Below are 13,821 nucleotides of genomic sequence, written 5' to 3' on the forward strand. Positions count from 1 at the left end.
GAGACATCACCTCGATCGACCTCAACGCCGATCTCGGCGAGGGCTTCGGCCGCTGGCGGCTCACCGATGACGAGGGCCTGCTCACGGTCGTCATCAGCGCCGACGTGGCGTGCGGCTTCCACGCGGGGGACCCGGTCACCATGCGGCGGGTGTGCGAGCCGGCGGCCGAGCGGGGCGTGGTGATCGGCGCCCAGGTCTCCTATCGGGATCTGGCGGGCTTCGGACGGCGTTCCATGGACGTCCCGTCCGACGAGCTGGCGGCCGAGGTGGCCTACCAGATCGGTGCCCTGGCTGTCTTCGCCCGGGCCGCCGGCACGCGCGTGGCGTGCGTCAAGCCGCACGGCGCCCTGTACAACCGGGTCGTGCGGGACGAGGCGCAGGCCGCGGCCGTGGTCGACGGCGTGCTCCTCGCGGGCGGCGCGCCGCCGGTGCTCGGGCTGCCGGGCTCGCGCCTCCTGGAGTCGGCCGGCCGGGCCGGGCTGCCCGTCGTCCCGGAGGCCTTCGCCGACCGCGCGTACACCGACGCGGGCACGCTCGTCCCGCGCGGACGTCAGGGTGCGGTGATCTCCGACCCGGACGCCGTGGTGCAGCGCTCGGGGGGGGGCTGGCCGTCTCCGGCACGGTCACCGCCCGGTCGGGGGCGCGTGTCGAGGTCCGCTCGCGTTCCCTGTACGTGCACGGCGAGACGCCCGGCGCGGTGGAACTGGCGCGGCGCGTCCGGCGGCGACTGGAGGCGTCCGGTGTCCGGGTGGAGGCCTTCGCGTGAACGTCCTGCGGGTCGGTGACGAGTGCCCTGCTCGTGGAGGTCTCCTCGGGCGACGAGGCCGAGGCCCTCCGCGCGGAGCTGCTGCGGCGCCGCGCGGAGGGCTCGCTCGCACCGGCGCCGCCGGTCAAGCCGCTCCCGTCCGCTCCGTCGTCGACAGGGCGGCGAGGGCGGCGGAGACCGCTGCGGACGTGCGCAGGTCGAGGCGGGCGCTCGTGCCGCGCGCGTGGTGGCGCAGTTCGTCGGCGGCCAGGGTCAGCAGTTGGGGCAGGAGGTCGGTGCAGCGCCGGGCCACCCAGCCGGTACCGGCGGTGGCCAGCCACCACAGGCTCGCCGACCTGGTGGGCGCCGGGAACTCGTTCTCCGGTGACGGCGCCGGACCGGTCGCCGCGCCGCGCTCGGCGAGCAGGGCGTGGAAGCGCAGGGCCAGCTGCCGGTGGCCGCCCTCACCGGGGTGCAGCCGGTCCGCGCTCCACATCGCACGGTCCGTGATCCAGTCGCCCTCGCACGCGTGCAGGTGCACGGCCCCGTACCGGTCCGAGAGAGCGTGCACCACGGCGTTGACCGCCCGCTGCCGCCGGGCCAGCGGGCGGGCCAGCGCCCCCGGCAGCCCGAGCATCGTCCCGGGGTCCGGCAGGCACGCGGTGAGCAGCAGCGCGCCCTGAGCGGTGAACGCGGCGTACACCGTGTCCAGCCGCGCGGCGACCGCGCCGACGTCGAAGGTGCAGCGCAGGGTGTCGTTGACGCCGACGACGACGGACACGACGTCGGGCCGCAGGGCGAGGCCGGCGGGCAGCTGCCGTTCCACCACGTCACGGGTCAGCGCCCCGCTGACGGCGAGGTTGGTGAACTCCACGGGCTCATCGGCGAGTCCGGCGGCCAGCAGCGCGGCCCACCCGCGCCACCCGGTGCCGACCGGATCGCCCACACCCTCGGTCAGCGAGTCGCCGAGGGCCACGAACCGGACACATGTCATGACACGGTCTCCGGCAGCACGGGGTGCGTGGGCAGCGGCGCGTCGTGCGCGGCCAGGAACGCCTCGACCGCCGCGTCCCAGCCGAAGCACTCCGCACGCGCGCGTGCCGCCTCTCGCCGCTCCGCCTCCCGGCGTCCGAGGAGGAGGGACACGGCGTCGGCGAAGGCGTCCCCGTGGTCGGCGGCGACGGCACCGGCGGAGCCGATGACCTCCGGCAGCGCCGACGACGCGCTCGCCACCACGGGCGTACCGCACGCCATCGCCTCCAGCGCGGCCAGCCCGAAGGTCTCGGCCGGTCCGGGCGCCAGACACACGTCGGCGGACGCCTGGAGGGCACCGAGCAGCCCGCGGTCGGCGACGTGGCCGAGGAAGGTCACCGGCAGCCCGCGCTCCCGCGCCCGCTGTTCCAGCCGCGGGCGCAGCGGACCGTCCCCGGCCACCACCAGCACCACCCGCTCGCCCCGCCGCCGCAGCGCCGCCAGCGCGTCGAGCGCCGTGCCGGGCCGCTTCTCCACGGACAGTCGGGAGCACATCACCAGCAGGGTCTCGTCCACGCGCGCGTGCCGGGCGCGCAGCCCGGGGTCACGCAGCGCGGGGTGCCGCGCCGTCAGATCGACGCCCAAGGGAGCGCGTACGACGTTGCGGGCCCCGATGCGGACGAACTCCCGTTCGGCGAACTCCGTGGTGCACACCACGCGCGCGTACGTGTGCGCCGTACGGATGTTGAGTGCGTCGGCGGTCCGCCGGGCCGCACCCTCGGGCAGCCCCCAGGTGCGCAGCACCCCGTCGGCGGTCTCGTGGGAGACCATCACGGCGGGGACCCTGGCCCGCCGGGCCCACTTCCCGGTCCAGCGCAGGGTGGTGCGGTCGGAGACCTCGAGGCGGTCGGGGGCCAGTTCCTCCAGCAGAGCGGCCGTGCGCCGCCTGTCGGTCAGCACGCGGTAGCCACCGGTGCCGGGCAGCACCGGCCCCGGGAGGGTGATGATCCGGCCCTGTTCGGTCTCCCGGTCGTCGGCGTGCTCGCCGGGGACGATGAGGACGGGGTCGTGCCCGGCGGACCGGTAGCCCTTGCCGAGCTCGCGCAGCGCGGTGCGCAGGCCGCCGGAGGCGGGTGCGACGAAGTTCGCGAGCCGGACGATCCGCAGCGCGCCGCTCATGCCGCCAGCACCGCCTTCCGGGTGGCGAGGACGTCCGTGTAGTGCCCGATCAGCCGGTCGCCCACGGCCGCCCAGGTGCGGCCCTCGACGGCCGCCCGCCCGGCGGCGCCGTACGCGGCCCGCAGCGCGGGGTCTGCGGACAGGGACCACACCGCGTCCCGTACGGCGGCGGCGTCGCGCGGCGGCACCAGCAGGCCGGTGCGCCCGTGGGCGACCAGGTCCAGGGGGCCGCCGGCGGCGGGCGCGACGACGGGGACGCCGCTCGCCATGGCCTCCTGCACGGTCTGGCAGAACGTCTCGAAGGGACCGGTGTGCGCGAAGACGTCCAGGGAGGCGAAGACGCGGGCGAGTTCGTCCCCCGTACGACGGCCGAGGAAGACCGCGCCCGGCAGCACCTGCTCCAGGCCGGGGCGGCTGGGGCCGTCCCCGACGATCACCACGCGCACGCCGTCCAGGCCGCAGACGCCGGACAGCAGCTCCACCTGCTTCTCGGGAGCCAGCCGCCCGACGTAGCCGACGATCAGCTCGCCGTCCGGGGCGAGTTCGCGGCGCAGTGCCTCGTCGCGCCGGTCGGGCCGGAAGCGGACGGTGTCCACGCCCCGCGGCCACAGGGTGACCCGGGGCACGCCGTGCGCCCGCAGGTCGCGCAGGGCAGCGCCGGACGGGGCGAGGGTGACGTCGGCGGCGGAGTGCACCGAGCGGATGCGCCGCCAGGCCGCCGCCTCGCCCGCTCCCATGTACGTGCGGGCGTAACCGGCGAGGTCGGTCTGGTAGACGGCCACCGCGGGGACGCCGAGGCGGGCGGCGGCGGCCATGCCCCGTACGCCGAGGACGAACGGGCTGGCCAGGTGGACGAGGTCGGCACGGTGCTCGGCGATCGCCGCGGCCACGCGCCGGCTGGGGAGGGCGACGCGGACCTGGGGGTAGCCGGGGAGCGGGAGGGAGGGGATCCGGACGAGGGGGCACGGCGCGGAGGTGTCCGCGCCGTTGCCGGGGGCGGTGGCCGGAGCGACGACCACGCAGTCGTGACCGCGGTCGACGAGGTGCCGGGCGGTCTGGAGCGTGCAGTGGGCCACGCCGTTCACATCGGGGGGAAAGGATTCGGTCACGATGACGACACGCATACCGGTGTTGTCGCCGGGCTGGACGTGCTCGCGTCAACGTCGATCTTTCGGGGCGGGGAACGTCCCATGAGCGTTGCCCTGCCCACCCGGGCGGGCCGACCCGCGGCCACGTCCGCCGTACCCGCGGGCCATCCGTCGTTCATACGGGAGGGCTGCCGCCCGGCATCACGGGAGGGGTGGCCTCCGCTCACCCGGCCCGGCCGCCTCGCCCCCGGGCGACGGGCAGGAACCGACTCGCACCGGGGCTCTCGCGCCGACGGCGGTACGGGCGTACGCGCCCCACTCCCGCCCGGACGGCCGCGGCCACCGTCCCGCCGGCCGCGCACTCGACGGGACCGCGCCACTTCCCCAGCCCCTCGCGGGCCCGCACCCACACCGACGGGCCGGATACCGGCCCGCCTGCACGACGCGACAGCCGGGCCCTCGGCGTCCCGCCCGCAACAGTCCGGCCGCCCCCTCACCGCGCCGCCGGGACCGGCCCCCGTGGCTCTCCCGGTCCGCTCACACCGCGGGCGCGTCCGGGCCGAAGCGGCTGCGCACGGCCGTCTGGACCTCGTCCTCCTCGGCCGGGTCGGCGGCCAGCCTGCGCAGGCGTTCGACGACGCGGTTGTCACCGGTCTCGGCGTGACGGGCGGCGAGTTCCCGGGTGGTCTCCTCGCAGTCCCACAGGCATTCGATGGCGAAGCCGGCGGCGAAGGAGGGGTCGGTGGCGGCCAGCGCCCGGGCGGCACGGCCGCGCAGGTGGGAGGAGGCGGTCTCGCGGTAGATGTGGCGCAGTACGGGGGCGGCGCAGGCGATGCCGAGCCGGCCGGTGCCGTCGACGAGGGTCCACAGGGTGGGCGCGTCGGGGCCCTCACCGCGGATCGCCTCCCGCAGGGCGGCGAGGACGAGGTCGCGGTCCTGCGCTCCGCCCCGGCAGGCCAGTACGCGCCCGGCGGCGGCGCCCAGGGCGTCGGGCCGGTGGACCCAGCCGCGCGCGCGGTCGACGGCGGCGAGGCTGCGCATACGCTCGAAGGCGGCGACCGCGCCCTCCACGACCGGTGTCGTGCCGGTGGCCACGGCACCCTCGATCAGGTCGAGGGCGTCCGGATCATTGCGGTCGGCGAGATAGCGAAGGGCCGTGCAGCGGGCGCCCTCGCCACCGGACCGGGCGGCCTCGACGATCTCGGGCCGGTCCTCCGGACCGGCGACGGCCGTGAGGCAGCGGGCGGCGGGCACATGGAGCGCCGCGCCACGCTCGACGCCCTGCTCGGCCCAGTCGAACACGGCCCGCACGCTCCAGCCCGGACGCGGTCCGGTGGGGCTCATCTGCCGCTGCCATCGGTCGAAACAGCCCGTCTCCTGGGCGGCACGCACGCGCGTGGCGATCGACTCGCGCGGATCGTCGGCCCACAGGCGCCAGGGCCGGGGTTCGAAGGCGTCACGGACGGCGACGGCCAGCTCGGCGTCGCCCTCGGCATCACGGGGGAAACGGGCGAGGACGGGCGCGGCCAGGGCCCGCAGGCCGGCGTCGTCGTCGCGCAGCGCCAGCTCGTCCAGGGCCCACGCCCAGTTGACGCCGTGGGCGGCGTACCTGCGCAGCAGCTGGAGCGCGTCCAGCCTGCCGTAGGAGGCGAGGTGGCCGAGGACCGCGAGGGCCAGCCCGGTGCGTGACTCGTCGGAGTCCAGCACGTCCTCGGGGTCGAAGAGGTGGGCCTCGATCGCGTCCAGCTCGCCGTTCAGGTCGAGGTAGAGGCGGGCGTAGTAGAGGGAGCGGTTCTCGACCTGCCAGTCGTGGCGGGGGTCGTGGAGCACACAGTGGTTCAGTGCCGCGAGCGCTTCGGCGCGCGGAGCGGTGAGCGCATGCAGCGTGCCGTCGCCGCGACCCCGCTGAAGCAGGCCGAGCAGCGTACCGCTGGGCGCTATGACCGGATCGAACATGGGAAACAGCCTCACATCAAGCGTCGACGCAACCGGGGAGCACGCGTTACCTGGCCGTGCGCCAACACGTCGAAGCGCCCGCCGTCTCTTGCTTGCTGAAGACCATGTTCCTCTGCCTCTCGTCGGTGGCCCTTGCGGGCCGTGTCACGGCCCGCGCGGTGCGGCAACACCTGCCCAGCCATCACGTCCGTGAACCACGTCGTCATGATGGCCCGGCGGTCACATCTGCCGCGACCGAAATTTCGGCGGCCCCGTACCGCCTCCCCCGTTTTTCGTGTTTCGCCTGGTCAGAATGGGCGGAGCGAGCCCGGATCAGGTCCGGTCCCGCGTCCGGTCACTGGGCGCCGAACAGCTCCAGGAGCTCGGTCCGGGCGAACATGCGCGCCGTGTCCACGGCCGACGGAGTACCGGCGGACGGGTCCGCGCCGGCCTCCAGAAGCGCCTTGGTCACTTCCGTCTCACCCTTGAAGGCGGCCCCGGCGAGCGGTGTCTGACCCCGGTCGTTGACGCGGTCGGCCTCGGCGCCACGCGCCAGCAGGGCGCGCACCGCGTCGGCGTGGCCGTGGTAGGCGGCCAGCATGACGAGGGAGTCGCCGCGGTCGTTGGTGAGGTTGGCTGGGACACCGGCGTCCACGTACGCGACCAGTTCCTCGGTCCGCCCCTGCCGGGCCAGATCGAAGATCTTGGTCGCCAGCTCCACGACCTCGGGGTCGGGGGCTTCACTCATCGGCCGGACCACCTCTCACTACGGACGTCGCACGGTGCGGACGTCGGGGACTGCGGGTGCGCACGACCGCGAGCGGTGCGGCCGTGCGAGTGAATCGCCAGGGTACTGGCTGGCACGACACCTGAGCCGAAGTGCCGGGGGTAAAGATCGGCAAGGACCCGGCCGCGCGCAACAGCACTGCTCAACCGGCCCATTCCCCCCTACCCCACCCGGGGCAACTTCGGCGAAATTCCCCCATTTGCACCTTTTATCGTACGGATACATCCTGTGAGCCTGGAAGTACTCATGGTGACTGTCCCCGCGAACCAGGAGAACTCACATGATCCTCTCGATCTCAGGCGTGGTCCTGCTCGGCATCGTCGTCTTCATCTTCTTCCGCAAGGACGGCCTCAAGGCCTCGCACGCGCTGGTCGCGGTCCTGTTCGGCTTCTACCTCGCGTCCACCGCCATCGCCCCGAGCATCAAGGCGGGCGGCGAGAGCCTGGCGGGCCTCCTCGGCGGAATCAAGTTCTGACGCCCCCCGCGACCCGCCCCACATCCGCACGTACGCACTCCCAGGAGGCAGCAGTGGCCCGGCGGCCCCTCCCCCGCATTCTGAGCAACGGCGGCGCACAGCTCGCCCGGAGCCGGGAGCTGGCCCGGACGGCGGCCGACAGCGCCACCGACGTCCTCCAGCCGCTGATCACGATCGGCCGCGGTCTGCGCCGACTGGCCGCGGCCGCGCGGCGCCGGTGGACCGAGACCCCCAAGGACCGGCGCGGCGCGCTGCTCTTCCTGGCGGCCTCGGTGGTCCTGGTCGTGGCGCTCGTGCCGTACGGCCCGCTGCTCGCCGTCATCACCCTGATGGCGGCGGCAGCCTGGCAGGGCAGGGACCGCACCCCGCCGGCACCGGAGGGCCCCGACGCCTCCCAGACCCAGCGCCTGCGGTCCCTGTACGAGGCCCTGGTCCCGTACTTCTCCCTCGCCGAGGACCCCGACCCCCTGTACGCCCACGGCGGCGCCTGGGAGAAGGCCTTCCCGGCGTACGACTTCGACGACGGCGGGCGTTTCGCCCACCTGGTGATCCGCTACCCCGCGTACTTCACCGACGGGGAGGCGGAGTCCCGGGCCCGCATCGAGCACCTGCTCACCGCCAAGGCGGGCCGGGGCCGGGAGTACCACTTCGCCTGGAACGAGGAGGCCAACCACCTCACCGTCGACGTGCTCGCGGCGCTGCCCACCGACATCGCCGCGCAGCGCTTCGTTACGGCGCCCGGCGAGACCGTCCTCGGCTTCACCGACCCGACCCGGGTCCAGCGCACCCTCCCGCTCACCCACGGCGAGGAGCAGCGGGACGTACCGCCGGTGGTCTGGCGCACCGGCATCCGCTCCACCGAGCCCCACCTGCTGGTCCTCGGACAGCCCGGCACCGGCACGTCCACCCTGCTGCGCTCGGTCGCCCTCCAGGCCCTGCACCACGGCGACCTGCTGATCGTCGACGGCGGCGGCACCGGCGAGTACGCCTGCCTGGTCGGCCGGGACGGGGTGCTGGCCGTCGAGTGCGGCCTCACCGGGGCACTGACCAGCCTGGAGTGGGCCGCCGCCGAGACGGAGCGCCGGCTGATCGCCGTCAACCGTGCCCGGCAGGAGGGCGAGGCGCCGCCCGACGACACCAGGAGGCCCCTCTGGGTCTTCCTGGACCGGCCCAGCGCCTTCTCCCACCTGGCCGCCACCGACGGCCGCAGGGACCCGCAGTCCCTGCTCCAGGTTCCGCTGCGGCACGGCCGCGCCGCGAACGTGACGGTGGTCGTCGCCGACCAGCTGGACGCCCTGGAGGGCCTCAGCGACGCCGTACGCCAGCACACGCGCGCGCGTGTCGTCCTCGGCCCGGCCACGACCGACGAGCTGACGGCCTCGCTCGGGGCTCCCCCGCACACCACGCCCGTCGATCAGGTCCCACCGGGCCGGGGGTACGCCCGCCTGGGCACGGGACCGGTGCACCGCCTCCAGGTGCCGGCCACACCGGACCCCTACGACGACGCGACGAGCGAAGCGCACCGCCGCGCGGTGCTCGACCTGCTTCCGCCGCGCACGACACCGGCGGACGGCGAGCGGGCCCCGTTGCCTGTGGAGGCCGAGGCGGAGGAGAAGATTTCCACCGAGAAGAAGACCGGGCCTGCCGAGCCCGAGCCGGAGGCGCACGGGGCGGACGCCGAGCCGACGCCGGTCGCGGTGGGGCCGGCGGCGCAGGAGGCGACCACGAGGGAAACGGCACCGCCGGAGCCGGAGACGGTCCCTGCCAAAGCGGTCGCGGCGGAGACCACCTGACGAACGACCACCGGGCCGGACCTCGTCCGGTCCGGGCCTGGATCGACCGGCGAACGTCGCCCCGTCCGGTCCGCGCCACCGCACCGGACACCGGGCCGTGCCGGGGGCCGGCCGAGCCACCAGTGCCTACCTCACCACCCGACCGCAGCGCCGGCGTCCTCGGGCACCGGCGTCCTCCCCCGCACGGGCCCGGACGAAGAGCGAGGCGGGACGGGACGGACCGGAAAAGAGGCGGACCGGACCGGAGGAAAGGAGTCCTCCGTCGCCCCTCCGCCCCAGCACCCGCACACCCCGCCCCGCCCAGCTCACGCCACGAACGTCCGCGGCGGCTCCCCGCCCCCGGCACCGCCGTTCTCCACCACCCGGGCCGCGGCGGCCAGCCGTACCGCCGCCTCCTCGGCCACCGCACCGCCGACGGTGAACGGCAGCCGCACATAGCCCTCGAAGGCCCCGTCGACCCCGAACCGCGGCCCCGACGGGACACGCACCCCGACCCGCTCCCCCGCCTCGGCGAGCCGGGAGCCCGAGAGGCCCCCGGTCCGCACCCACAGGGTGAGTCCGCCGCGCGGTACCTCGAAGTCCCAGTCGGGCAGCTCGCGGCGTACGGCGGCCACCAGCTCGTCCCGGTTCTGCCGGGCCTGCTCGCGCCGCACCTGGACGGCCTGCTCCCAGCCGCCGGTGCTGAAGAGCCAGTTCACGGCCAGCTGCTCCAGGACGGGCGTGCCCAGGTCGGCGTACGCGCGCGCGGCGACCAGGCTGCGGATGACGTCGGGCGCGGCGCGGACCCAGCCGATCCGCATGCCGGCCCAGAAGGCCTTGCTGGCCGAGCCGACGGTGACGACCGTGGACCCGGCCGGATCGAAGGCGCACACGGGGCGCGGCATCTCGACCTCGTCGTCCAGCCACAGCTCGCTCATCGTCTCGTCGGCGACGAGCACCGTCCCCGCCGAGCGGGCCGCGTCCACCAGTCGCCTGCGCTGGTCCTCGTCGGCGAGCGCGCCGGTGGGGTTGTGGAAGTCCGCGACGACGTACGCGATGCGCGGCGCCGCGTCGCGCAGCACCTGGCGCCAGCGGTCCACGTCCCAGCCGGTGAGCCCCTCGGCCATCGCGACGGGGACCAGGCGGGCCCCCGCCTCGCGCATCAGCTGGAGGATGTTGGCGTACGAGGGCGACTCCACGGCGATGCGCTCGCCGCGTCCCCCGAAGAGGTGGCAGATGGCGTCGATCGCACCCATCGCCCCCGTGGTCACCATGATCTGCTCGGGCATGGTCGGGATGCCGCGCGCCGTGTAACGCTCCGCGATCATCGCGCGCAGGGCGGGCAGCCCGGCCGGGTAGTCGCCGTGGGTGTGCGCGTAGGGGGGAAGTTCCTCCAAGGCCCCCTGTACGGCGCGGGTGAGCCAGGGCTCGGGTGCGGGGAGCGCCGCGCACCCCAGGTCGATCATCGAGCCGAGGGCCTCGGGCGGCAGCGGCTCGAGCCCCCGCGCGGGCAACGGGTTCCCGGCCGGCACGGCCGTCCAGCTGCCCGCGCCGCGCCGCGACTCCAGGAACCCCTCGGCGCGCAGAGCCTCGTACGCGGCGGCGACGGTGGTACGGCTGACGGTCAGGGCCAGGGCCAGCTCCCGCTCGGCGGGGAGCCGGGCGGCGACCGGTACCCGCCCCTCGAGCACCAGCAGCCGGATGCCGTCGGCGAGCGCCCGGTAGGCGGGCGGTCGGCGGGTGCCGGGCCCGGCGGGGCGGTCCTGCTGGGAGCCGAGCAGCCGCGCGAGCTGCCCCGCCCCCACGGCCGAAGTCCACTGCGCCACGGAAATCAGTCCACCTTCCCCGGATTGGCCATGGTTGGCCCTGCCTCTCAAGCCACAGGGTGTCATGAGCAGTCCACTACCACCACATGGGGGGCACGTCTTGTCCAGGCAACCCGGCCGGCGGCATCTCGCCCGGCGACTGACCCAGCTCTACGGCGGGCTCGTGCTCTACGGCGCCAGTTCCGCGCTGCTCGTCAGGTCCGGGCTGGGCCTGGAGCCGTGGAACGTGCTGCACCAGGGCCTCGCCGAGCGCACGGGCCTGTCGATGGGCGTGGTGCTGACGATCGTGGGCGCGGTGGTGCTGCTGCTGTGGATTCCGCTGCGCCAGCGGCCGGGCCTCGGCACGGTCTCGAACGTGCTGGTGATCGGCGCCGCGATGGACGCGACACTGGCCGTCGTGCCCGACGCCCACGGCTGGGCGCTGCGGATCGCCGCGATGGCGGCGGGCATCGTCCTGAACGGAGCGGCCACCGGGCTGTACATCGCCGCACGCTTCGGTCCCGGTCCGCGCGACGGACTGATGACCGGGCTGAACCGGCGCACGGGGCTGTCGGTGCGCCTGGTGCGCACGGCCGTCGAGATCACCGTCGTGGTCACGGGCTTCGCGCTGGGCGGCACGGTCGGCATCGGCACGATCCTCTACGCCGTGTCGATCGGCCCGCTCGCCCAGGTGTTCCTGCGCGCGTTCGCCGTCCCGGCGGCATCCGACGGCAGCACGGTGGTTGCCGCCGGTCAACCCGGGCGCGCGATACTGCGTCGGTGACCACCCCGACGCGCCACCCCCGCCACCCCTATCTGGACCACCCCGGACCGATTCCCTTCGCCCACCGGGGCGGTGCGGCGGACGGCCTGGAGAACACGCTGCGGCAGTTCCGCCGCGCGGTCGAGGCGGGTTACCGGTACATCGAGACCGACGTACACGCCACGCGGGACGGGAAGCTGGTGGCCTTCCACGACGCGACCCTGGACCGGGTGACGGACGGGGCCGGACGGATCGCCGACCTGACGTGGGAAAGGGTGCGCCGCGCGCGCGTGGCGGGCGAGGAGCCGGTGCCGCTGTTCGAGGAACTCCTGGAGGCGTTCCCCGACGTGCGCTGGAACATCGACGTGAAGGCGGAGCCCGCGCTGCTGCCCCTGCTGGACCTGATCGGGCGGACGGACTCCTGGGACCGGATCTGCGTCGGCTCCTTCTCGGAGGCGCGGGTGGTGCGTGCCCAGCGCCTGGCCGGTCCGCGCCTGGCCACCTCGTACGGCACCAGGGGCGTCCTCAACCTGAGGCTGCGCTCCTGGGGCGTCCCGGCGGCGCTGCGCCGCTCGGCGGTGGCCGCGCAGGTGCCCGAGACCCAGTCGGGCATCCAGGTGGTGGACCGGCGCTTCGTGCGCGCCGCCCACGCGCGCGGGCTGCAGGTGCACGTCTGGACGGTGAACGAGCCCGAACGCATGCACCGGCTCCTGGACCTGGGAGTGGATGGCATCATGACCGATCACATCGACACACTGCGCAAGGTCATGGAGGACCGCGGCGTCTGGGTCTGAGGACCCCGGCGCGGCCCCGGGGGCGGTGCGCGTGCACGGGGAAGCGAGGGCACGGGTGGGCACCGACACCCTGCGGACGGACGCGGCCGACGGGGCCGACGGCCGCCGTCGCGAACAGCGCGGCTGGTACTTCTACGACTGGGCGTGCTCGGTCTACTCGACGAGCGTGCTCACCGTGTTCCTGGGGCCCTATCTGACCTCGGTGGCGGAGTCGGCGGCGGACGCGGACGGATACGTGCACCCGCTGGGCATACCCGTGCGCGCCGGGTCGTTCTTCGCCTACTCGGTGTCCCTGTCGGTGATCGTGGCGGTGCTGGTGATGCCCCTGGTGGGCGCCGCCGCCGACCGCACGGGCCGCAAGAAGCCGCTGCTGGCCGCCGCCGCGTACACCGGGGCGGCGGCGACGACCGCCATGTTCTTCCTCGACGGCGACCGCTACCTCCTGGGCGGTCTGCTCCTGGTGGTCGCCAACGCCGCCCAGTCCGTGGCGATGATGCTCTACAACTCCTACCTCCCCCAGATCGCCCCGCCCGAGGAACGCGACGCTGTCTCCTCGCGCGGCTGGGCCTTCGGCTACGCGGCCGGTGCGCTGGTCCTGGTCGCGAACCTGGTCCTGTACACCGCCCACGACTCCTTCGGACTGTCCGAGAGCGCGGCGGTCCGCATCTGCCTGGCCTCCGCCGGACTGTGGTGGGGCGCCTTCGCGCTCATCCCGCTGCGGCGGCTGCGCGACCGCCGCGCTCCGGCCGAGGAGGGCTCCGCCCTGCCCGGGTTCCGGCAGCTCGCCGCGACCGTCCGCGACATGCGGCGCCACCCGCTCACCCTGGCCTTCCTGCTGGCGTACCTCGTCTACAACGACGGCATCCAGACGGTGATCTCCCAGGCGTCCGTCTACGGCTCCGAGGAACTGGGGCTCGGTCAGTCCACGCTCATCGTGGCGGTACTGCTGGTCCAGGTGCTCGCGGTGGCGGGCGCGCTGGCGCTGGGCCGGCTCGCCCGGACGTACGGGGCCAAGCGCACGATCCTCGGATCGCTGGTCGCCTGGACCGTCACCCTCGCGGCCGGGTACTTCCTGCCGGCCGGGGCGCCGGTGTGGTTCTTCGTGCTGGCCGCCGGCATCGGGCTGGTCCTCGGCGGCAGTCAGGCGCTGTCCCGCTCCCTGTTCTCCCATCTGGTCCCGCCCGGCAAGGAGGCCGAGTACTTCGCCGCGTACGAGCTGAGCGACCGCGGGATGAGCTGGCTGGGGCCGCTGCTGTTCGGGCTCACCTACCAGCTGACCGGAAGCTACCGCGACGCGATCATCTCGCTGGTGGCCTTCTTCGTCATCGGTTTCGTGCTCCTCGCGCGGGTGCCGGTGCGGCGGGCGATCGGCGACGCGGGCAATCCGGTACCCGAAAGGATTTAGCACTCGGCGCGAAAGGGCTGTAGTGTACGCGTTTGGCCTGCCAGGCGTACCGTTACTGCGCGTCAAAGGTGCCGAAACGCTATGTCGCATCTGCTAGCAGA

The 13,821-nt window shown here is 74.6% G+C and carries 11 protein-coding genes and 2 pseudogenes; 7 read left to right on the top strand and 6 right to left on the bottom strand.

What is annotated here, in order from left to right:
* Nucleotides 1-5 precede the first annotated feature (5 nt).
* Nucleotides 6-766 (top strand): annotated as a pseudogene (locus ACLIN4_RS05935) (LamB/YcsF family protein).
* A pseudogene (locus tag ACLIN4_RS05940) lies at nt 763-877 on the top strand (allophanate hydrolase subunit 1); the annotation flags it as partial. The pseudogenes ACLIN4_RS05935 and ACLIN4_RS05940, both read left to right, overlap by 4 nt.
* 13 nt (nt 878-890) lie before the next feature.
* Here the strand turns inward: ACLIN4_RS05940 and ACLIN4_RS05945 are convergent.
* From ACLIN4_RS05945 to ACLIN4_RS05965, 5 genes are all read right to left on the bottom strand, one after another.
* The gene (locus ACLIN4_RS05945; protein WP_289911231.1) at nt 891-1,739 is read right to left on the bottom strand and encodes an SGNH/GDSL hydrolase family protein; all 849 of its coding nucleotides are present in this window, start codon (nt 1,737-1,739) and stop codon (nt 891-893) included.
* Complete coding sequence (locus tag ACLIN4_RS05950; RefSeq protein WP_289911233.1) at nt 1,736-2,896, bottom strand: glycosyltransferase; 1,161 nt, start codon at nt 2,894-2,896, stop codon at nt 1,736-1,738. Before ACLIN4_RS05950 ends, ACLIN4_RS05945 begins: the two co-directional genes overlap by 4 nt.
* Complete coding sequence (locus ACLIN4_RS05955; protein WP_100048195.1) at nt 2,893-4,020, bottom strand: glycosyltransferase family 4 protein; 1,128 nt, start codon at nt 4,018-4,020, stop codon at nt 2,893-2,895. Before ACLIN4_RS05955 ends, ACLIN4_RS05950 begins: the two co-directional genes overlap by 4 nt.
* A 501-nt stretch (nt 4,021-4,521) precedes the next feature.
* Nucleotides 4,522-5,940, bottom strand: coding sequence for a hypothetical protein (locus ACLIN4_RS05960; RefSeq protein WP_100048196.1), 1,419 nt, complete (start codon nt 5,938-5,940; stop codon nt 4,522-4,524).
* A gap of 334 nt (nt 5,941-6,274) precedes the next feature.
* Entirely contained in the window at nt 6,275-6,667 is a 393-nt protein-coding gene (locus ACLIN4_RS05965) for an ankyrin repeat domain-containing protein (protein ID WP_073730749.1), read from the bottom strand.
* A gap of 319 nt (nt 6,668-6,986) precedes the next feature.
* On the opposite strand from ACLIN4_RS05965, the gene ACLIN4_RS05970 reads away from it, so the two are divergent.
* Both ACLIN4_RS05970 and ACLIN4_RS05975 read left to right on the top strand, forming a co-directional pair.
* Nucleotides 6,987-7,181 (top strand): hypothetical protein, encoded by a 195-nt coding sequence (locus ACLIN4_RS05970; protein ID WP_003977410.1) that lies wholly within the window; start codon nt 6,987-6,989, stop codon nt 7,179-7,181.
* Between the two features lie 53 nt (nt 7,182-7,234).
* Nucleotides 7,235-8,974 (top strand): hypothetical protein, encoded by a 1,740-nt coding sequence (locus tag ACLIN4_RS05975; protein ID WP_107476408.1) that lies wholly within the window; start codon nt 7,235-7,237, stop codon nt 8,972-8,974.
* Between the two features lie 305 nt (nt 8,975-9,279).
* On the opposite strand, the gene ACLIN4_RS05980 is transcribed toward ACLIN4_RS05975, so the two are convergent.
* Nucleotides 9,280-10,779, bottom strand: a complete 1,500-nt coding sequence (locus ACLIN4_RS05980; RefSeq protein WP_100048198.1) for a PLP-dependent aminotransferase family protein — start codon at nt 10,777-10,779, stop codon at nt 9,280-9,282.
* 64 nt (nt 10,780-10,843) lie between these two features.
* Here ACLIN4_RS05980 and ACLIN4_RS05985 point away from each other — a divergent pair, with 64 nt between their 5' ends.
* Genes ACLIN4_RS05985 through ACLIN4_RS05995 form a run of 3 tightly spaced genes read left to right on the top strand, consistent with a single transcriptional unit; the run spans nt 10,844 to nt 13,720 of the window.
* Entirely contained in the window at nt 10,844-11,542 is a 699-nt protein-coding gene (locus ACLIN4_RS05985; protein ID WP_179342265.1) for a YczE/YyaS/YitT family protein, read from the top strand.
* Complete coding sequence (locus tag ACLIN4_RS05990; protein ID WP_100048200.1) at nt 11,539-12,315, top strand: glycerophosphodiester phosphodiesterase; 777 nt, start codon at nt 11,539-11,541, stop codon at nt 12,313-12,315. Before ACLIN4_RS05985 ends, ACLIN4_RS05990 begins: the two co-directional genes overlap by 4 nt.
* A gap of 55 nt (nt 12,316-12,370) precedes the next feature.
* Complete coding sequence (locus ACLIN4_RS05995; RefSeq protein ID WP_107476407.1) at nt 12,371-13,720, top strand: MFS transporter; 1,350 nt, start codon at nt 12,371-12,373, stop codon at nt 13,718-13,720.
* The last annotated feature ends 101 nt before the right edge of the window (nt 13,721-13,821 follow it).

The organism is Streptomyces mutabilis (assembly GCF_046628145.1).
Lineage (GTDB): Bacteria > Actinomycetota > Actinomycetes > Streptomycetales > Streptomycetaceae > Streptomyces > Streptomyces mutabilis.